This is a genomic window from Asaia sp. Ae19-3 (assembly GCF_059801175.1).
Genome location: NZ_JBCHWF010000001.1, coordinates 1,102,811 through 1,122,951 on the forward strand (window position 1 = coordinate 1,102,811; position 20,141 = coordinate 1,122,951).

A 20,141-nucleotide genomic window follows, 5' to 3' on the forward strand; every position below is an offset into this window, starting at 1 on the left:
TCGAGCGAGGCCCGATTATGCCTGAAAACCTCACGCCGCAACCCTGGTGGGTGGCGGTTCTCGGTGGCTTGCTCTTTACCATCCGCTGGCTGATCGGCTTCGGGGCCTCAAGCGCACGCGCCACCATCGAATCACAACGCAAGGATCTGGACCGGCTGAACGCCCGCGTGGACAAGCTCGAGGAACGCGAGAAGGAATATCTTGCGTTGATCGAGGAATTAAGGGCGCAGAATGCGATGTTACGAGAGGCTCTGGAACGCGCTGAAAAGCGAGTGACGGGATGAGCGGAGATGGCGGAGAAAGAAGTGCGATCTCGGTTGAAACGGAAAAGAGTCACCATGCACCATGATCGTTGAGGTCCTATAGAAGGGTCTCACAGGTGGTATGCGTCTGGACGGATTGATCTTGCGCCGGAAGAATAAGATGCGCATCTAGAGATACATGGCAGGCGCTCCGAAACACTTTCAACATTCCATCGTCCAGCGATCATTTTGTGCTCTCGGACGAGAGAAGATCAGCGGTCCCAATGCGCTTGATGCGCTCGAAGTTACAGGTTTTGGAGGGCATCTCACTTGGGATGATCTGCTCGTATCACCAAGGGTCTTGCTGGTCTCAGCCGCGGGTAGCGGCAAAACCTATGAATGCCGGGAGACGGCAAAGCAATTGTTCGCCGATGGAAAAACTGCTTTCTTTCTTACTTTAGAATCAGTGATGTCGACTGAACTGTCGCTTCTATTTAGTCACGAACAGCGGCGGCGCTTTCAGCAGTGGTTAGGCGACGGTCATTCTGAAGCGTATTTCTTTCTCGACGCGGCCGACGAACTACTATTGTCCCACGGCGACTTCCGGCAAACGTTACGGAAATTTGCTCACGCAATAGATGGGCAGCTTCACCGAGCAAAGATTGTCGTCACTAGCCGCCCGATTGCACTCGATCTCGATGCGTTTGCCGCTGAATTGCCAGTCATCGAACCTACACCGCCAGCGGATGCCGCAAGGGATTCCGATGCAGAGTTCCGGCGTCTAATTAACGGCGAAATACGCGAGCAGCGATCGCAAGAAAAGAAGAAACCGAGCGACCACGATCTGCAAGGCGACATCCGTATCGTCGGGCTCACACCGTTAGACGATAAGCAGATGAGGCAGATTGCTGAAGTCGCGCAAGTCAAGGATATTGCTGGACTGCTGGCAGAAATTGAGCGCAGCCGTTCGTGGGATCTCGCTCGACGCCCCCAAGAACTTATTGAGATCTGTTCCTACTGGAACGAGTATAAGCGCCTTGGTACCCGATCTGATCAGATCAAAGAGGATATTCGCCGCAAACTTCAGGAAACAGGGGAGCGTGCGCGCCACATTCGTCTCTCCGATGCACGAGCTCTTGAGGGCGCAGAGCGACTGGCTCTCGCGCAGGTCCTGACTCGCAAGACAACCATTCGTTTCTCAGACCTGTCGCTCGACACATACGAGGCCGAAGCAGCGATTGACCCGTCGATCATCCTTCATGACTGGCCAGCATTCGAACGAACAGAGCTGTTGCAGCGTCCGTTGTTCGGGTCGGCCAGCTATGGGCGTGTCCGGTTTCACCACCGGTCAGCTTCCGAATTTCTCGCAAGCCAGCGACTGCAAAACCTTCACGCGAACGGCCATATGCCAAGAAGCGCCTTGTTTCGACACCTGTTCGGCGAGTGCTACGGTCAGAAACTGGTATTTCCTTCGATGCGCGCAGTCGCGAGTTGGCTGGCAATAAAAGACGACGCTGTACGCGACGAGATATTGCACCGAGAGCCTGAAGCCTTGATGGACGACGGCGACCCGGAAAATTTTCCGGTAAATACACGCGCACGTATCCTATCGGTCTATGTCGAACGCTACGGACGCGATACCTGGCGCGGGGTACGCATTCCCTATGCACAGGTATTACGTTTCGCGTCGGCCGATCTATCACCTACCGTCCGCGGGCTTTGGCAGAAACAAAATACCAGCCCAGAAGTGCGCGAACTACTGCTCGATTTAATTCAGGCAGCACGGATGGAAGATTGCCGCGATATTGCAAGCGAAGTGGCTTATGACCCACAAGCATCGTCCTTCAACCGCGTGGTGGCTATCACGGCCCTTGCAGAGATGTCGGAACCGGGCGCTTTGACAAGCCTGACCGCGTCATTACTGAGCGATCCGCTTTGGCCCTCGAAGGTAAAAAAAGGAGTAATTGACCCTCTTTTCCCCAAGCATCTTTCACCCGACGAATTCATCCGGCTCCTTGGGCAGATCAATCTCGATAAACAAGGTGTCAGCAATATCGCGTGGACACTGCCGAGATTGGTACGGGACTGGACACTCCCGAACGAAGAGATCTCCTTTCTTCGCGACGAGCTGGCACGCCTGATCAAAGGCAGTATCGAATGCTCCGAACACTGGCCGTTTTATAATAGCAGATATAAGCACCTCACGCCCGCACTGGCAGCATTGTGCCTGCGTCAGTTCGACGACTCCGTTCTACCCCTCGAGGAATGGGTTGAGGCTGCCGTGATCGCGACCCGGCTAAAGGTCGATGAATTTGGAGAGGAAAAGCCCGTAGAGCAAGTCATCACGTTGCTCCGACATGTCCCTGTAAGCTGGCGAGAAACCATTTATACGGCTGAGGGTCGCTTTTGTGCAGCCTTTATACCGCACTGTGATGATAACAACTTCAGGTTCAACATCTCTCATGAGTCGACTGTGGGTGCTATAAAATATGACGATTTCGACTGGCTATTGGAGACGGCAGCCAATACTGGGCTAGATCAGCGTATCTGCACCGCGGCTTTTGGCGACGCTCTACGCCAGCTTCGCTTCGATTGTCAGACGTTTGAAAGCCGGTGTGTAGCGCTGCGCAAAGTTGCAGGAAATAATCGCGCCTGGCTTGAGACGCTGGAGCACCGGCTCATTCCAGTGAGTCCGGATAGCTCCTTCGTTGCACAAGAAGCAGACTGGAAAAAGCAGGCTACAGAAAGAGAAGCCGAAGAAGAAAAAGCTACCCAGACTTGGGTTGACTGGCGGCAAGAGGTCTTGCGCAATCCTGACGTCTATTTCTCGACGGCGGGCAATGCCAGAATAGTTCAGGATTTTGCGCACATCCTCGAACGTGGATTCGAGGGGCAGGGCTGGGACACCTATTGGCGCGGCAAAGCTATCTCAAGCCATTTTAACGAAGCGATCGCCGAACGCGTTCGCGCTGCATTCAGTGCCTATTGGCGTACTATCAAGGTTCCATTGCACAGTGCCCGTGCTCCCGATGAACAGAACACTATCTTAAGGAAGTGGATCCATGCGCTTGCGGGGGTCTATGCAGAGGCAGAGCAGCCAGGTTGGGCACGTGTTCTCGGGCGCGAGGACGCCGAGACAGCCGCGCGCTTGGCGTCTGTCGAGCTCAGCGGTCTCCCGCCTTGGATAGAGGATCTGATTAATCATCAGCCCGACGCTGTCAATGCCACACTTGGTGAAGAGCTTTCAGCTCAGCTGAATGATGCCGTAAATTCTCAAATTCCAGGACTGCTTGCGGATTTTTCGCGGGCTAGCCAGCCTATCCTTGAGTTCTCCGCACCGCGTGTATGGGCGTGGCTATCAACAACAGATGCGGCGTTTGGCGATCAACGGGAACAAGCGCGAATGCATGACCATCTGGAATGGGCGATTGACTACCTGCTTCGCAGTTCAGTCGACCGGTCCTTTCTTGTCGCTCTGGCGCAGAGCCGACTCTCAGGCGGCTTTAGCCAGCCTTTCGTTGTGCTCTGGCTGACGCTCTTGCTACGCACTGCGCCGCTACAGGCTATCGAACTGCTGGAACAGGATATGGAAATGCTCGATCCACCGACCCGGTATAGCCTATGCGAAAATCTCTTCGCCATCTTCGGTGACCGAGGCGGCGTGCGTCTCGGTCTTGATCTATCTAATCAAGACTTTACCGCTCCCGTGCTTTTCTCGTTAGTGAGGTTGGCCTACACCGAAATCAGCCGCCTTGAGGACGGCGATCGGACGGATGGCAAACCTTTCCGTCCAGAAACGCGTGATCGCGCGCAGGATGGCCGCAATGCCGTGCTTGATGCTTTGCTTGCCCGTACTGGAGCGGAGGCTTGGGCCATTAAGCAGGATATGCGTAGTGACCCATTATTCGCCCACTTCAAAGATAGGCTCGATCAACTTGCGCGCGAAAAAGCCGCCAGTGAGGCTGAAGGTCCCCCACTCGCCGATCGCGATATCCCGCAGATCGATCGTTATGGCGAGGCGCCTGCGGCAGACCAAAACGGCATGTTCCAGATAATGATGGATCGGCTTACCGATCTGCAGCACGATATTCAGGCACACGAATTTTCCGAGCGATCAATCCTGGCCGGTATTGACCAAGAGAAGGATATGCAGGTGTGGTTCGCAAGGCGTTTGCAAGAGCGAGCGAGAGGAGCATATCGCATCGATCGTGAAGCGTTGGTGGTCAAGAACAAGGAGACGGACATTCGTCTCCTATCGGTGCGTTCAGAGGCGCAAGCCGTGATTGAGTTGAAGCTTGCGCACAAAAAGTATTCCGTTGACGATCTCGAAAAGGCTTTAGAAATCCAACTATTAGGTCAATATATGCAGCACGATAATTGTCGTGCTGGCTGCCTATTACTTACTACGAACAGTAAACGTAACTGGAAATTACCGGGTACTGAATCCAAAATTGATTTTTCTACCTTACTGATGAGGCTACAGGACCTTGCAACTCGCCTTGAGGTGCAAATGAATCATCAGGTGAAGCTGTCAGTGGTTGGAATTGACCTAACTAGCTAATCCGCACTCGGCGCTCGCGGCTCGACCCACAGTAATCAGGCAATACAGCCAAACATTTACGTGAAAACTGTCCGCCCGGAGCCAAGGCGGACGATACCTCAACCCAAGCCGCCCTACCGGGCGGCTTTTTTCGTTTCGGAGACACAAGCAATGACAAATTCACTGGAAGTAGCCTTGGCGTTTTTGCGCCGGGACGATATCGAGGGGTTGCGCCTTGCGCCCTATCTGTGCCCTGCCGGATATTGGACGATCGGCATCGGTAATCGTGCGCTTGCTGATGGGTCGCCCGTCACGGCCAGCACGAAACCCATCACCGATGTCGAAGCGATAGCGCTTGCAGGCCAGACCCTTGCGGGGCTGCGCATAACCCTTCGGGCGGCGGTGCATGTGCCGCTTACCGCGTGGCAGGAAGCCGCGCTCCTGTCCTGGCAATTCAACATCGGCAGCGCGGCTATGCGCAATTCAACGCTTATCAATCTGCTTAACCGCAAGCTCTACACGGCGGCGGGGCAGCAACTCCTGCGATGGGACAAGGCGATAGTAAATGGCCGCCTTATCCCCCTGCCTGGCTTACAGCGGCGCAGGCGGCTTGAACTCGCCATCTATTCCGGTCGGCCCGTTGCAGGGGTCCCTTACATGGCGTGAGCGCCCCGACATATCCTCCCTCATGAGAAGGAAATTATTGCCATGACATTGGATTGGCAGAGCCTTTACGCGGCCCTACTCCCGTTCATACCGGCCGAGATCGCCAGTGATTTAACCTTGATCGGAACGTTTCTCGTTGCGCTATGCGCCGTTGTTGCGCGGTTCTGGCCCCGACCTGCTATCGGATCGAAATGGCTTGCGCTTTATGCGCTGGTCAACGCCATCGCCATGAACAGCAAACACGCCGTGAATGCCGACGACACCAAGAAGCCCGAAAGCTAGTGCCTTCCTCTTAAAAGGTAAGAGTGATTTGCAAGCCGGGTCTGCTTCGCCTGTTCAAGAGCAATTGCTGGTTGGCCTGGAAGGTACCAGATCATGTACGTCTGCGCTCAAGAGAAATAGGAGCGAAAATGCGTTGCCAACCAGACTCTGCTCACCAGGATTGGTGTATCTGGACCTCCCCGAGTTTGACAATTTCGACGTAACTCATTGTCTTTGCATCAGATTATATAGATGGTTTGACTGTATAAGTAGCTGATTACACAGTATTTGTTCAATCCCCTATGGGACGCCATTCGATTTTTCGCAGATTTCTGCGGGTTCTAATGGGTAAAGAGCAGAATCCTGATTTACCAGAGTGTTGATTTTGAGCCATCCCTGAGCCAATCAGGAAATTATGGCTCTTTGGTATCAGGGGCTTCGCATGAGCGAATCAGAAAGATCAGGCATCGATCCGGCCACAGGTAAACCACTGCCCAAGGGCGTATGGTACCGAGGCGCGGGTCAGTATCAGGCCCGCAAGATGGTCGACGGTAAACGCCTGAGAAAGACTTTCGCATCCTCAGCTCTGGCTCGTCGCTGGCTCACTGAAAAGCGTGCCGAGGTCGATCTGAGGCAGTTTAAGGACACATCGTCCCTCGACAAGACACCTCTAAGAAGACTGGTGGAACGCTATCGCGACGAATGCATGGCCCATCGCCAGGCGGACCGCACTGGCCACATCCCTGCCCTCCTTGATGACCCTGTCGTCAATGTCATGGTGAGCAAATGGCAACCTGCTGACGTTCGGGCCTTCCGTGATCGCATGCTGTCCGACGGTTATGCGCCAGCGACCGTGGTCAAGCGGCTCAATCTTCTCGCAAGCATCATTCAGCACGCGATCAGCGAATGGGATATCCACACGGTCAATCATGCCTCTGGCAGAGTTGTGAAACGGCCACAAGGCGCTGACAGAAAGCGTAACAGGCGATTGGCCATGCTCGACAATGACCACAATCTTCAGAGTGAATATGACCGCCTGGTAGATGTTGTTTCGGCCTCTGAGCATGCGGACGATGTATGGCTTGTCAAATGGTCGATTGAACAAGCCTGTCGTTTATCGGAATCCGTTTCTCTCTGCTGGAAAGACATCGATTTCCGCAGTCGCACGCTGTCGCTTGCCCGGGTGAAGAGCGAGCGACACAGGGAGGAGCTTGGTCCTGAGAAACGTCCTCTGACGCCTGGTGCACGGCGCCTTCTCGTCGAGAAACTCGGGCAGATGCCTCACAGGCCTGAGCCGCATGAGAAGATCTTCGATATCGGCAATGAGAAGGCGTTCTCTGTTCGCTTTGGCCGGATGACCAAGCGTGCAGGCCTGACCAACCTCACCTTCCACGATCTGCGCCACGAGGCGACGTCGCGCCTTGCGCGCTATCTCACGAACCCACTCGATCTGATGCGGGTCACCGGACATCGCGATCTGAAATCGCTCGACCGATATTATCAGCCCATCATGCAGGAACTTGCAGACAAGATTGAGGCGAATGAGCCGACGTCTGTCGAACAGGCATGACCCCTCCCCCATACCTACTTCCGATAATTTCTATAGGTTGTCGAAAATAGGCTGATTTATGCAGTATGCCTAAATACCTTGAAACCCCCTTATGGGGGGAAGCAGACTATCAGCTATTGGGAAGCAATAACAGACAGCAACCAACCCCCGCACCCATCTTCATGACGTCTACTGACCAACTTGAAACATGGGGTGTTGTTGATGGAAAGCGTTCGGGCCGTTCAACCTCGTGGCTTGATCCTCGTCATCGCCGCATACTCGACTTGCCTCCGCACTAGATCGAAGGCAAGAGGCAGAACGCGCATAGGTTGAGCATCAAAATGGCGGATCGCGCCGTTCCTTTGCCCTTGTGCAAATTACTCCGAGAGGAAGACCAGAATGAATACTGGGCAGAGCCGAAAATACGCCATCTTGACGCATATCCTCGATGAATACGTTCGACAAGGGAAGGAGGTGAGACAACGCAGTTCTCTGTTCGACGACAGTACAGAGGAACGGCAAAATCAGGCTCGAGCTCGAGCATTCATTCATCTGTATCTTGCCGCCACCTACGGCATCCTCGGTTTCGAAGACCGTGAACTAACAATTACGGATGGAAGCCATGACGGTGGTATCGATGCCTACCACATCGATACCGAAAACAAGATCTTGGATATCATCCAGTCGAAGTTCAGAGTCGGGTCAAGCAACTTTGAGTCAAAAAACATTTCCCCGGAAGAGATTCTATCGATTGATCTGAACAGGATCCTCGCTGGGCATCGAGAGAGCTCCGACGGACAGAACTACAATGGCCGCGTCCTAGCATTCATCGAAAAGCTGCAAAAGCTCCCCGACATCGCGCGTTACAAGACGCAGGTTACCATTCTCGCGAACGTTAAGGCAGAGCAGTATATTCTTGTTGAGCGCCTGTTTAATGGCGACAAGACCAACATCGTCAACTTCGATCGTTGCTACGGCGAGCTTGTTATGCCGACCATTCGCGGGGAGCAGCACTACACCTCGAGCATGCGGCTCCAGATCGACCTGAGCAACAAATCCGATCGCTCCCGCTTGAGTGCTGAGATCATTACGGCGCACGGCCCTAGCCAAGTTACGGTCGTTCTTGTGCCGACGATTGAAATCGCCAAGATCATGTCGCGATACAAGAACTCCATCCTGCGCTATAATCCGAGGTCCTATCTAGAATTCAGGGAGCAGCGGACGAACGAGGGGATCCACCAAAGTATTGTCGAAATTGAGACTGGCGAGTTTGCAATCCTCAATAACGGCATCACCATCGTCTCCGATGAGACACACGTGAACGAGCGTATTGGCTCGAAGAACCGAGCTCAGGTTGAGATTATCAATCCTCAGATCATTAACGGTGGACAGACTGCGTATACCCTCGCGCGAATCTATGATGCTAGTTCAGAGATCGATCGCGAACGCCTATTTTCTGGCAAGGAAGTGGTAGTCAGGATTATAACGTTGCCGCAAATAGACGAGGAGTCGAAGAAAAACCTCATTCTGAGTATTTCGTCAGCCACAAACTCGCAGACGACGGTTTCATCGATTGACCGAACCGCGAGTAACGATCAAAATCGTAAGATTGCTGAGGTCATCTTTAGGAGGACTGGGCTACTCTATGAGCCAAAGCGCGGTGAGTATTCCGATGCTTTAAGGAGCAAGTATATCGCTAAAGATGATATCATTGAACGAAGCCTTTTCACGAGAATAATGTATATCGCCAAGGGAAAATATAGTACCGCGACCCAGCGAAAGATGATGAAAAATACTGGTGGCGTCATTTCTCAATTCGATGATGATGGCGTGTTCGACATCTTTTACGATTTGTACAATATCTATACCAAAGTCTCGGATCATCGAACGAGTAGCGAGAATGCCAACAAAATCATTGATACCTTAGCATTCGTGATATTCGTGCGGGCGTTAAAGCTCAAGCGACAGAGTGACGGTGTTACGGATTGGTTTCCACAGGTAATAGAAGAGGCGCGCATCCTCTATAAAGACTTCGAGAAGTGGATGCGGGAGTCCAACCCAGAGTTTCTCGCCTCCCGCACAGATCAGAACACAGGAAAGCTAACGAAGGTAATCACCTCCCACAAATGGCGTCGGAGCGCCCGCTATCCGGAGGATGTTCAGCGCTACATCGATCTTCTCGATCTGAGCAAAGGCGGGGAAACAGATCCACAGGACTTTATCCCTGCAAATCCATGATGTAAAATGTCGTTCACTGCGCGCGATGTCGTGGCTTGAATCTCGACGGCCTAGTATTGAGTAAGCGTCTAACCGACCACGAGAATGGCGGCCAGGCTTCAGTTGTAATGCATCAGCATGACGACAAGCACTGTTAGCTTCATCTACAGTAGTCAACGTAACCTAGATGGGCTCGGCGAGGGCTGCCATTCTGTTCAGGTATACAGCCTTCGCAGAGGCCATTCATGTAAAAGTACGACTGTCTTAGCATTTCGTTCAGCAACAGACAGACCAGCTCCCGCCAAAATGGCAGTGGGATCAACAAAAACAGAGCAAACAGGCGGTATTCGCCCCCATCTGAACACCAGTTTTCTTTGTTTGTTTTTAGCATAGCGAACACTACTGGGAGCTCTCTCCAGACTTTCGCGATCCTACGCCGTCTTCGAAAGGAATGCCTCAGGATCCCGACGACCGGAGTAGATTAGGCGCAAAGATCTCTAAGTCGCTTTAGGTGCTTCTCGTCGACCTCTTCCATCATAGAGAAGAGCGCAGCGGCCGCTCCTTGCGTTTCTTCGAGGGTCATCGTCGAGAAGGACAGTAGGTCATCAAGATTGTCGGAGTGGGATTCGACCTGAGTAAGCCGCTCAAGCGCCGCCAGCCTCTCCCTGTCGAGATGCTGGTAGTCGGCGCACAGCGCGTTAAGCTGGCCGGATAGCCCTCCTCCGCCTGGACTTTTGAAGGCGAGGAACACGTCGAGCACCCTGCGGATTACATTGGGCATCATATAGCCGTGGTCGTCGTAAACGCTGGGCTGCTCGACGAAGCGTAGCACGTGGCTGAAGAGGAAGTGATACTCCGAATCGTACTCGCGGAGCAGCTTCGACATCGCGATGATCCTGGAGGAGCGGCGGTGTTCTCCCTCGGGGATTGTGACGTCGATGTAGAGGAAAGTGGCGGTCGGATCCTTGCCGGCCGGAGGCCGGGCTTTGCCCTTCCAGGCCTTTCTAAACTCGTTCATGCACTGGAGATTGTGCGTGAGGACGAAGACCTGCGCAGCCTTTTCAAGCCTCGTCCTCACGAGGGAGCAGGCGAAGTTCAGCGCCTTGGTGTCGAGGCTCGAGACCGGGTCGTCCACCACCACGATGACGTCCTTTAGCTTCCGGTTGTCCGCCTCAATGGACGAGAGGAAGTAGGCGATCGCGATGGCTGTCTTCTCGCCCTCGCTCGGTACGCCGGTGATCGGCGCGCCATGGCGGTGCAGTTCATAGCCTTCGTCGACGGGGTGGATGGTCAGCTCGGCGTGGCCGAGGTAGGCCGCGATGAGCCTGTTGATGACGGCCGCCGCGGGGCCGTGCGTCCGGATGCGCCGGCGCAGCTCGCGTGCCTTCTCCCGCAGGGCGACCAGCGCGTCGGTCTCGACCTGCAGCCTGGCGGTGGCGTCGCTGACGTCCTTCGTCGTCTTGGCGTATTCCTCTCGGCAGTCGACGATGAAGTGGCGGCGGATGGACGTCTCCGCATCCTCCTTCCGCTTGGCGAAGTCGGCGACGCCCTGGTTGTGGGCCGCGATCGTCTCGTTGACGCTCGCGACGCTGACTGCCAAGCGCTCGGCGGTGGCGCACACATCCGCCTCGGCAGCGATGTCCTTCATGTCCGCGGGAGATGCGGGCCGCTCCAGCTTTGCGGATAACACGCCTTGCAGCGTGCGCAACTGTTCCGCGAGCTGGCGCGCGTTCTGCGACGCGTCCTGCCTCAGGTCCCTAAAGCCGGGCCGCAACTCGCTGGCTAGGTCGTCCACCGAGGGCAGCTGGGCAGCCAATTGACTGATAGACCCTAGGAGACCGTCGAGACGTTCGGCGGCTCTCTTCAGGCGTTCGACGAACTGGTCGACCATGCCGTCGAACGCCGCCGCCAGCAAGGCGCGGCGTTCCGCCGGGATCTCGTTCCCGCACAGAAGGCAGTCGGTTAGCCCATGGGCGTCGTGGTATTCGTGGCCGCTCTTCAGCCAGAGGAGCATGTCCGGGTGCCGCTGCACCTCCTCGAGCGCGACGGTCGCTAGCGACTGGCCGCAGACCTCGGCGATGAAGCGGTAGGCGGTCTCAATCGTGGCCTGGTCGAACGAAAGCGGGCCGAGGCGGGGCATCGGCTCGTCTAGCCTGCGCGTGTCCTCTGCGGCCTTGAGCTCGCCATCCGTCAGCCTGGGTCCGTCATAGTCCTTCCACGTCTCGAAGTCCCTGGCGAGCGCCGGCGCCTCGTACTTGCGGCTGCCCAGATGGAGGCGCGACGCGACGGACTTGGCGCGTTCGCGCTTGTAGCTGGCGAAGGTCTTGTCCGCCGCCCTTGCGGTTGCGGCCGCCGCGTCGCTATTCGCCTCTGCCTTGAGGATGTCGCCTTCGATTCTCGTCAGCTCGGCGGCGGCTTCTGCCTGGTCTGCGCCGATGTAGAACACCGGCCGCGCGCGCCCGGCGGCCCATTGGAGGTTCTGCTCGATGTAGTCCGAGTTGAACACGAGCATCCGTTGCTCGAGCCCTTTGGGATTGGTCGGGCACCCAAACGCCGCCCCGTCGTCCAACGTCATCTCGAACGTGCCGCCCTGCGGGAGCTTCGGGTGCGGTTCGCCCAGCTCGAGGCTCGCGAACAGCCGCGACAGTGTGCTTTTTCCCGAACCGTTGAACCCGTAGATCAGGTTGTAGCGCCGGAAGTTGAGGGATGGTGATCTTGCATCGCGATCGGCGTAAATGCCCATTCGCTGCAGTAGTCTGATGTTTGTGAGGATCCTCATTCCCGAAGTCCATTCCTTACTTCGAACATTGTCAACTTCGAAACAAATTCAAAAATAAAAATAAACGTCCTTGCTGGGCGTATTCCATCAGGGTACAGTGCTGCCCTCCGTATTCAACAAACCAGTAAAAGACGGTTGTCGCCTGCATCTCGGGCATTCAGTCGTTTTGGTTGGCCTCCCCGCAGCGGATTTACGTCGCCCGTGCTAATCGCGAATCTCGTACACGAAGATATCGCGCTACCATGAGCAGCGCGATATTTAGATGTTTAGTCCGGCGTCCTTGCTAACTCTTGAAGAACAAGGTCGCGCGACGACAACGTTTGTTCTACAATGAGCTGGCGCTGGGTCGGAAATGAGAAACTGGAAAGTCGATTGAAGTGGTGGATCGTGACAAAGAAAAATCTGCTGCCCAGTGGATTTTGCCTACGGCGATCCCTTTTGCTGACCTGAAAGCGCGAGACCTCGAAGAGTGCGTCTACTGGCTGTTCGATGCGCTTGGCGCCAAAGACCTGGAATGGCGAACCGGTGGGAGCGGTGGCGGTGCGGCTGACGGCGGCCGCGATCTCGAGGCGACCTTCTCCGTCCCGGCGCCTGACGGAGAAATGGAGGCCGAACATTGGTGGATCGAATGCAAAGGTAGGCGCGACACGCTCGAAGCTGAGGCGGTAAAGAACACCGTCGTCAACGCCGCCCCCGCCGGCCTATCGAGCCTCGTCATCGTGACCAACACGACCTTCACAAATCCCACGCGGGATTGGGTAAAGAGGTGGCAGGCGGCGAACCCGCGGCCCCGCATCAAGCTTTGGGATAAAGACGTTCTCGAGCGCCAGCTCTCGCGACATCCATCGGTCGTGCTGCGGCTCTTCGCTGAAGCTCTAAGCGCTGCCGGCCAACTCGAGGCGCTCCGTGAGCAGTTCTGGAACCGGCTCGAATATACCACACTCAAGACCCTCAAGGACATATGGGCGAACCGAACTTCGCTCGCGATCGGCCCGCTCGAGCGGATGGCGCTGGTCATCAACGAATTCGGTCACGGTTCGATCAACGCAAGGCCGTGGGCGGGCGCCGCTCAGGCCGACGAGGTCTTCGACACGCTTCAGATCGGGCTGCTCAATCTTCCGTACCTTTTCCTACGTGCGACGCGGGCGGGCGTCGACAGCTCCGCCATGATCCGCGCCTTCGCCTACCTCCTCCTCGCAACACTTCAACATGCACGTGCTGACGCCGTCGCCAACCATGTCCTCACGCTCGTACGAGACCCAAACGGAAAGGCCGTACCGGATCACGTCGTCGAAACGCTGCTGATCCCGATCCTCGACCAACTCGGCGGCGAGATGCAGGACATCTGCAGCTCGGATTGCCATCGCTTCTTCAGTGAGCCTCGGACCCTCGTTCGCAACGGCGATCCGTTGAAGGACTATTGGCAGCGCCTGGAGCAGGACGGCCTGCCGGTCGACGATCAGCCAACGCACTATGTCCAGCTCGAACGCACGACCGAGCCTTGCAAAGTCGACTTTCCTCTGAACGAAGAGCGCACATGTCCGCTCTATCAAGTCGAACCAGCCCTCGACAACGTCTCCGAGTTCCTGACGATTATCGAACGCGTTTCTGAATTCCGGCTGGCGCAAGCCAGGGTAGAGCGCGCCACGAAGTTGGCCAGATAGCGATTCCATGTCCATCGCGATCACCGCACCGCAGAAATTCGCGTTTCAAGACCTGGTCTGCATCGAGATCATGCTGCGGTTCTGCGGGCACGATGATGCTATACTGCTTGTCGAGCCTGACGGCGGCGAGGACGCCGAACTTAGGTTCACCGCTTACGACCGGTTGGTCCGCTGCGAGATCCAGGTGAAAGGCGCAGCGGGCACGGTTACGCTTGCCGACGTCGCCGCATGCCTCGCCCACGCGCCGCCGAGGCGCGCTGCGCCGACGCTACTCGATCGTGTGATCCGCGATCCTGATTGTCTCGCCCTCCTCGTGATGACCGGCCGGGCCGATGATGCGAGCGCGGTCTATCGCGGTTCAAGCACCTGGCATGGCGAGCAGCACAACGCCTCGCGGATCAAAGCGGCAGACGCCGCTGCGCTACTGGCCGCCTTCGCCATTGCAGACGTGGCGGGCAGCGACGGCGGTACGCTCTGCGCCAATCGACGAGCACACAACGCCGCGTTCGCCGCATCGGCAGACCCCGCCGCCATCCGTGAGGCCCTCCGCCGAACCCTTGTCTTCGACCAGACGGACGAGGACAGGCTAGAGACGCGTTGCGCGGAGCGCCTCAGACGCGACCACGGGATCCCCAGTGACCGCACAGCGGCGATCCTGCTCGAGCTACGTGCCGCAATCGGCGAGGCAAAGACAAACAAGACGGACGCCTTCCCCCTGCTGCGCAGCATCCTCGCGCGGGCCTCACCACCGTCAATCCGTCCGACCGATTATCTTACGAGGGGCGACGAAGCCGCTCTCGTCGACACTCTCTCGCGGGACAACGTCCTCTTGCTGTCCGGGACGCCCAGGGTCGGCAAGAGCTACACGGCCCGCTATGTCGCGGCGGAATTCGTGCCGCACGGCTATGACGTGCAGGAATTCGTCGACGTGGAATCGGCGGAGCGCTTCCTGCTCGATCCTGGAACAGCGCCGCGGCTCGCGCTTCTTGATGACCCCCTCGGGGGTTCGCAAGTCAAGGCGCTGGCGACCCGATCGCTGGCGCGTCTCTCCAAGCTGATCGACCGCATACGCCCGCAACGCAAGCTCCTCGTCGCACAAGGGCTCGAACCACTACTCGCGACCAGCCGAACAGCATCGCTTGCCCAGACCATCACGGCCCGCCGTCGTTGGCGCGACATCGGTGACCTCAAACCGGCGTTTCTGATCAGTCTTTGGCAGGCGCTGGCGGCGACCTTCGAGGTCGACGCAATGCTCGCCAAGCGCGTGACTGACGCGCTCGTGACTGGCGAACTGATGCTGGAGCCCGGCTGTCTCGAGCACCTCGCCGCCAACACCGATCGCCTCTTGGTGGCGTCGTCGATCTCCGATGTCGCTCGCCTGGCTCGCGAAGACGCAGCACAATTTGGCCAAACGCTTGCTGCCGACGGATTGGAAGACCTCGCGGTCAGTCTAGCGGTGGCGACCTCGCCGCGCGAGCCGATCAGTCTTGTCGATCTGGCTTATGTGCGCGGTAGTGGCGGCGCGGGCCTACCAGGCAAGCGCAAAGCATTCGGCACGATGGTTACGATCGGCGGGCCGCCGATCCCGCCGGCGACCGCTCCCGCCTATGACGAGCCTCCCGAGCTCGCCGTCGCCGACCAGTCGGGCCTCGACGACCTTGAACGCCGACGCCTTGTCACGATCAATGCACAGCCGACCGTCAGCTTCGCGCATCCCTTCTATCGCGCTGCGGCCGAGATGCTGCTCGAGGCGCCGACCCATCACGTCGCACAGGCCATCGCTCACGCGTTACGACGCGGACTGTTCTGCCTGTCGCCGCAAACTTCGCGCGCCGTCGCGCGCAATCTTGACTGGATCTTCGAACGGCTTCAAGCGCGTCCGGCTGCGCGCACGTCCCTCATCGAGGAGGCCATCGAGGGGCTGCGCTCGTTCTTCCCCTCGACGCGCGATCTCTGCTTTGGCTTCCTCGTCAACCGTCTGTCCGATCTCCCCGTCGAAACCCAGCGAGACCTGCCGAAATGGATTAGTTCGGTCACGTCTGTGATGCTCGCCGACCTCGAATGGAGCGACGGCGAGGCCCATCTTCCTTACGGCGAGCAGCTCGGAACCAACTATTTCGAACGCTCCTCCCGGACTGTACACCGTCCCGAGGTCGCAGCTGAACTGGCCCTGCTCGACGCGTCTGAGGGCTTGGTCGGCCCCGAGCGCGCTGCCGCTGCACTGCGTTTCCTAGCTGCTTCTCCCGCGGCCATGACTGTCACAATAGTTGGGCGCCTGCTCAGTTATGATGAGGCCGCGTTGCGGGCCGAGGCGACAAAACTCTGGTTGAGCCAACCCCGAACGGGCGACTACGAGATCCTTGATCGCATCTTTGCCGATACTCATCCAAGCTGCGCCCTCGCCGCGCTGAAGGGCACTGTACGGGGCTGGGAAACGAGCCCAGCCGAGCGACAGGCGAGGCACCTCGACGGCCTTGTGGCTCTCGCCCACGACGTCGCCGCCGCCGCCGCGATGCTTAACTTTCTCGTCGTCTTCGATCGCGAAGAACATACCGGCGAGCAGCCGCCCTGGCCTATCTTCGAGCGGCTTATGCCCGTCGTAATGGCGGCCCTGCCGCACAACGCCGCGTTCATCGATGCCAGACTGTTTGCCGTCGCACGCAGCGCCCTCGGTACGCTGTCGCCGTCATCGCTCGTCGCTCTCTGCGACGGTTGGATCGACTGGCTGGAGCGCAACGAGCGTGCCGGGTGCTTGCCGAGCGAGTTCTCGCTCGGTGTCGCACAGATCCTGCTGCGAGCGACAGCGGCAGAGCCGGAACGCCGTGAAGCCCGGGTCGCCCGCTTACTCGCCTTCGCGGGCACCGGCGCGAAAATTATTTTTATGGCCGATCTAATCGACCATTGGGCGCTGCTGCGCGACGACGAACGCACCGCGGTCTTTGGGCATCTGAAAAACGGCCGGTCCGATGATCGCTGGCTCCAAGCCGTCACCCTGACGCGATCCAAGGTTCCCGACGCGATCGTCGTGATGCTACTGCCCGAAAATATCGACATCTCACAGCCACCCACGCAATTGATCGACATGGCGCCGGCGACGCTGATCGAGGCTGCGATCCATGTCTATAGCGGCCAGCCTCAGCCCTTGTGGTGGCTCGGCACGCATCACAGCGGCGAGGCTGTCTGGGAACCGGTTGTAGAAATTATCGCGCGTCGACCTAACCATTCACTGTTCGAGCTCGCATGGGATCACCTTGCTTCAAAATGCGACGGCAAGCGTATGGCGCGCATCGTCTCCGACCTTGGCACCCCGAGCGCTGAGCGCGCGTTAGGTGTACTGCTGAAGATCCAGGTAGAGTGGAACGGCAATTTTATGCCGGAGGCCTGGGAAACGCTGCTCCGCCTCGCCGCCAATCCGGACGAACATGGCCGGTGGCTGGACCGGATGGCTGAGGCGACGCCCGCATTCATCGATGACATTTCCGACCTACGATATTGGCTGAGCGACGAAGGCGATCTCCGCGACATGGTAGAGCGTCTGCAGAATGATTTCGGGCCCTTGCATATCGCCATGACCGCTTTCGACGCGCCCGACGATGTCGACGCTCGCGAAACGCAGGACGAGGCGGTCAAGTTACTGACATTCCTGATCTGTACACGGCCGCCGTTGCTGTTCGGCACCTGCGATCGCTTGCTCACTTGGCTCAAGCGCGCAACGGTCGATACAGCCGAGCTCGCCACCCTGCTACGCGAGCGTCGCGCAGCAATATTTGCCGAGCGCGAGGCTATTAAACAAGCGATGAAGAAGCCAGACCCGCCACTCCACGGCTGGATTGATCCCTAGCTTTGTTCCGGTCGCTGTCACGACGACTACCTCACTCCGCCGCTGAGTTCACATCCCTTGCAACCCGAGAGCAGCGCGTCATCACCGTATCAAAGGACTGTGCCTCATCCAGAAGCAGGCTGTCTTCGGCCATTGGCGCCTCTGAGCATTCCAGAATTGCGGCGCGGTGTGTGCGCACGCCGAAGTAGGGTGCTCGCCCTACCTCTGGTCGTGCACGCGCGGCTGCATCATCTCGCAGCCGAAGCAGCCCAAAGCACGGGTCAGCTTCTTGGCGGTTTCGGCGGTAATGCCGCCATGCAGCATGATTTGCAGGCCATGATGCAGAAACAGGCGGCCGCGCTGATTGACGCCACCTCATGGAACAGCGGCTACTGGCTTGCGTTTGTCACCGCCTGCGGTCTGGCAGGCCTCGCGCTGGTGCAAAGGCCCCGTCACTGAGGCAACACACCACTCCAGCGTCAGGCTCAGGCAGCGGCGCTGGATGATTGCCCAGCCCGCTGCGGTCCAGCCTCGCCCTTTAGCGCTCGATGCACTGTGGCGCGTCCGACATTCATGACGGACGCGATGTGCCGGATGGACAGACCCTGTGCCGCCAATGCCCTGACATGCCGGGTCTGCGCCGGTGTCAGTGCACGGGGCCGTCCGATGCGACGCCCTGCCGCCCGCGCTGCCGCAATCCCTGCACGGGTACGTTCGCGAATGAGCTCGCGTTCAAACTCCGCTATCGCCATCAGGATAGTGAGGAACAGGCGACCATTGGCCGTGCCCGTCTCGATGCCCAGCGCAAGAATACGCACTCTGACGTTGCGCTCATCCAGCGCGGAGATGAGCTGCAGCATATCGATTGCATCCCGCCCGAGCCTGTCGAGACGCACCACCACAAGACTGTCGTGAGGCTGAAGCCGGTCCAGCAGCGAGGCAAGGACGGGACGCTCTCTGGCAGGAACAGCACCTGACACGGTCTCGACGAAAATCATGTCCAGCTTCTCGGCTTCGAGGGTGGGAAGCTGGGCATCGACACTCTGCGTATCGGTCGACACACGGGCATATCCAAAGCGCGCCATAACTGCGTTCTCCTTCTCGAGACGACAGATGGCTGCGTTCTTATGTCATGGTCAACGTATTTGGACTCCAAACCATATTTGGACTCCCTACAATCTCATTTGGACTCTTTGTTTCCCACTTGGCGCACTAAACCACGTAAAAACCCCGGCTTTTTTCCAGAAAACCGTCCGAGCGTCTTTCGAAAGCGACGCATATGAGGCAGTGTCGGCATCTATTTTCCTGCCCTGCTTTCTGTCCCAGTCCCCTATCGCCTGTCCCTCTTCCTCTTCCTCTCGCTCATCTCTTCCATCCCTTGCCCTTACCTCTACGGAGCCCTCCATGACGCTTGTTGCTTCGCAATGCCGTGCCGCCCGCGCCATGCTGGGTCTCTCGCAGCGTGACCTGGCCAGGATGGCCGAGATGGCGCATCGCACGGTGGCCGATTTCGAGACCAATGCCCGCACACCCCATATCCGCACCCTGCGGGCGATGCGCGAAACGCTCGAAGCCTGCGGGGCGGTGTTCATCCCGGCGGATGCGCAGTTCGGTCCCGGTGTGAGACTGAAGGCCGTCGAGGAACCTAAGACTGCCGCCGATGCCGCTGCCAATGTTGATACCGCCGAGACTGCCTCACAGGAGACCGCGGAAAACTGAGGAAAGCCCTCCGGGAGGGCGGAGGGGACAGCCCGCAAGAGAGCGGTTTCTTCTCAGACGGAAGGCAGAAAAATCCTCTCATTCTGCACGGAGTTTGTCAGAGGCTGCCTGTTCTGTCCGGCATCTGTTCCTGTCCTGTTCTATCATGAGGACATGGGTTGGCTCCCCTGAGCCAGCAGTGCTTCGTGGCTACCCGTTGGGTGCACGAAGCAGCTGGCAAGGGGGCTGTCGCCCCCGTTGACCCCCTTGATGGAAAGCGCATCCCATGTCTGCCTCGCCCCATGTTCCTGTGCCCGTGACGCATCCTGTCCTCAGCCTGACCCGCCCTGCCCGCTCCTCGCGTCTGTCCGTCCGTGCCTCGCCTGACGAACTGGCTGCGTGGGCCGATACAGCGCGTCTTCTGGGTCATGAGACCACCGCCCTCTGGGTGCGCTCCCTGCTGCAGGAGGCCGCCCTGACCGGTCACGACGGGATGGCGGTGGGTGCCTCACTGCGCAAGCTGCGGGGCGAGCTCGGGCGCATTGGCAACAACCTCAACCAGCTGGCTCATTCTGCGCATTGTGGTGATGCCGTCCGGGCGGGGGATGTTCTGGATGCGCTGGAAAAGACAAAGGACCGCGTCGATGGCCTGCTCAAATCCATGCGCGTGACGAACAGGCAGCGGAAGACGCTGCACTAGGTCTC

13 protein-coding genes are annotated in these 20,141 nt (G+C 57.9%); 11 read left to right on the forward strand and 2 right to left on the reverse strand.

What is annotated here, in order from left to right; all coding sequences use genetic code 11:
- The first annotated feature begins 17 nt into the window (after window positions 1-17).
- From AAID99_RS04775 to AAID99_RS04800, 6 genes are all read left to right on the forward strand, one after another.
- Window positions 18-284 (forward strand): hypothetical protein, encoded by a 267-nt coding sequence (locus AAID99_RS04775; protein WP_498493301.1) that lies wholly within the window; start codon window positions 18-20, stop codon window positions 282-284.
- 157 nt (window positions 285-441) lie between these two features.
- Entirely contained in the window at window positions 442-4,803 is a 4,362-nt protein-coding gene (hyoA, locus tag AAID99_RS04780; RefSeq protein ID WP_498493302.1) for an NACHT domain-containing antiphage protein HyoA, read from the forward strand.
- Window positions 4,804-4,953: 150 nt separating this feature from the next.
- On the forward strand, window positions 4,954-5,448 hold the full coding sequence (locus tag AAID99_RS04785) for a lysozyme (RefSeq protein WP_498493303.1): 495 nt from the start codon (window positions 4,954-4,956) through the stop codon (window positions 5,446-5,448).
- A gap of 42 nt (window positions 5,449-5,490) precedes the next feature.
- Window positions 5,491-5,730 carry a hypothetical protein gene (locus AAID99_RS04790; RefSeq protein ID WP_498493304.1) on the forward strand — a complete coding sequence of 80 codons (240 nt, stop codon included), beginning with the start codon at window positions 5,491-5,493 and terminating at the stop codon, window positions 5,728-5,730.
- Between the two features lie 421 nt (window positions 5,731-6,151).
- Complete coding sequence (locus AAID99_RS04795; RefSeq protein WP_498493305.1) at window positions 6,152-7,279, forward strand: tyrosine-type recombinase/integrase; 1,128 nt, start codon at window positions 6,152-6,154, stop codon at window positions 7,277-7,279.
- 378 nt (window positions 7,280-7,657) lie between these two features.
- Window positions 7,658-9,496, forward strand: a complete 1,839-nt coding sequence (locus AAID99_RS04800; RefSeq protein WP_498493306.1) for an AIPR family protein — start codon at window positions 7,658-7,660, stop codon at window positions 9,494-9,496.
- 460 nt (window positions 9,497-9,956) lie between these two features.
- Here AAID99_RS04800 and AAID99_RS04805 read toward each other — a convergent pair whose 3' ends face one another.
- Window positions 9,957-12,254, reverse strand: coding sequence for an ATP-binding protein (locus AAID99_RS04805; RefSeq protein WP_498493307.1), 2,298 nt, complete (start codon window positions 12,252-12,254; stop codon window positions 9,957-9,959).
- 377 nt (window positions 12,255-12,631) lie between these two features.
- On the opposite strand from AAID99_RS04805, the gene AAID99_RS04810 reads away from it, so the two are divergent.
- From AAID99_RS04810 to AAID99_RS04820, 3 genes are all read left to right on the forward strand, one after another.
- The gene (locus AAID99_RS04810; RefSeq protein WP_498493308.1) at window positions 12,632-13,918 is read left to right on the forward strand and encodes a restriction endonuclease; all 1,287 of its coding nucleotides are present in this window, start codon (window positions 12,632-12,634) and stop codon (window positions 13,916-13,918) included.
- A 7-nt stretch (window positions 13,919-13,925) separates the two neighbouring features.
- Window positions 13,926-17,759: an nSTAND3 domain-containing NTPase gene (locus AAID99_RS04815; RefSeq protein WP_498493309.1), complete on the forward strand. Its 3,834-nt coding sequence runs from the start codon at window positions 13,926-13,928 to the stop codon at window positions 17,757-17,759.
- A gap of 189 nt (window positions 17,760-17,948) precedes the next feature.
- The gene (locus AAID99_RS04820; RefSeq protein ID WP_498493310.1) at window positions 17,949-18,197 is read left to right on the forward strand and encodes a hypothetical protein; all 249 of its coding nucleotides are present in this window, start codon (window positions 17,949-17,951) and stop codon (window positions 18,195-18,197) included.
- Window positions 18,198-18,223: 26 nt separating this feature from the next.
- On the opposite strand, the gene AAID99_RS04825 is transcribed toward AAID99_RS04820, so the two are convergent.
- Window positions 18,224-18,823 carry a recombinase family protein gene (locus AAID99_RS04825; RefSeq protein WP_498492614.1) on the reverse strand — a complete coding sequence of 200 codons (600 nt, stop codon included), beginning with the start codon at window positions 18,821-18,823 and terminating at the stop codon, window positions 18,224-18,226.
- A gap of 319 nt (window positions 18,824-19,142) precedes the next feature.
- Here AAID99_RS04825 and AAID99_RS04830 point away from each other — a divergent pair, with 319 nt between their 5' ends.
- Window positions 19,143-19,457 (forward strand): helix-turn-helix domain-containing protein, encoded by a 315-nt coding sequence (locus tag AAID99_RS04830; protein WP_498492612.1) that lies wholly within the window; start codon window positions 19,143-19,145, stop codon window positions 19,455-19,457.
- 265 nt (window positions 19,458-19,722) lie between these two features.
- On the forward strand, window positions 19,723-20,136 hold the full coding sequence (locus tag AAID99_RS04835) for a MobC family plasmid mobilization relaxosome protein (RefSeq protein ID WP_498493311.1): 414 nt from the start codon (window positions 19,723-19,725) through the stop codon (window positions 20,134-20,136).
- The last annotated feature ends 5 nt before the right edge of the window (window positions 20,137-20,141 follow it).

Excerpts from the sequence above, each read along its gene's own strand:
- AAID99_RS04775 (WP_498493301.1), top strand. The coding sequence starts at position 18 with ATGCCTGAAAACCTCACGCCGCAACCCTGGTGGGTGGCGGTTCTCGGT.
- hyoA (WP_498493302.1), top strand. The coding sequence starts at position 442 with ATGGCAGGCGCTCCGAAACACTTTCAACATTCCATCGTCCAGCGATCA.
- AAID99_RS04785 (WP_498493303.1), top strand. The coding sequence starts at position 4,954 with ATGACAAATTCACTGGAAGTAGCCTTGGCGTTTTTGCGCCGGGACGAT.
- AAID99_RS04790 (WP_498493304.1), top strand. The coding sequence starts at position 5,491 with ATGACATTGGATTGGCAGAGCCTTTACGCGGCCCTACTCCCGTTCATA.
- AAID99_RS04795 (WP_498493305.1), top strand. The coding sequence starts at position 6,152 with ATGAGCGAATCAGAAAGATCAGGCATCGATCCGGCCACAGGTAAACCA.
- AAID99_RS04800 (WP_498493306.1), top strand. The coding sequence starts at position 7,658 with ATGAATACTGGGCAGAGCCGAAAATACGCCATCTTGACGCATATCCTC.
- AAID99_RS04805 (WP_498493307.1), bottom strand. The coding sequence starts at position 12,254 with ATGAGGATCCTCACAAACATCAGACTACTGCAGCGAATGGGCATTTAC.
- AAID99_RS04815 (WP_498493309.1), top strand. The coding sequence starts at position 13,926 with ATGTCCATCGCGATCACCGCACCGCAGAAATTCGCGTTTCAAGACCTG.
- AAID99_RS04825 (WP_498492614.1), bottom strand. The coding sequence starts at position 18,823 with ATGGCGCGCTTTGGATATGCCCGTGTGTCGACCGATACGCAGAGTGTC.
- AAID99_RS04830 (WP_498492612.1), top strand. The coding sequence starts at position 19,143 with ATGACGCTTGTTGCTTCGCAATGCCGTGCCGCCCGCGCCATGCTGGGT.
- AAID99_RS04835 (WP_498493311.1), top strand. The coding sequence starts at position 19,723 with ATGTCTGCCTCGCCCCATGTTCCTGTGCCCGTGACGCATCCTGTCCTC.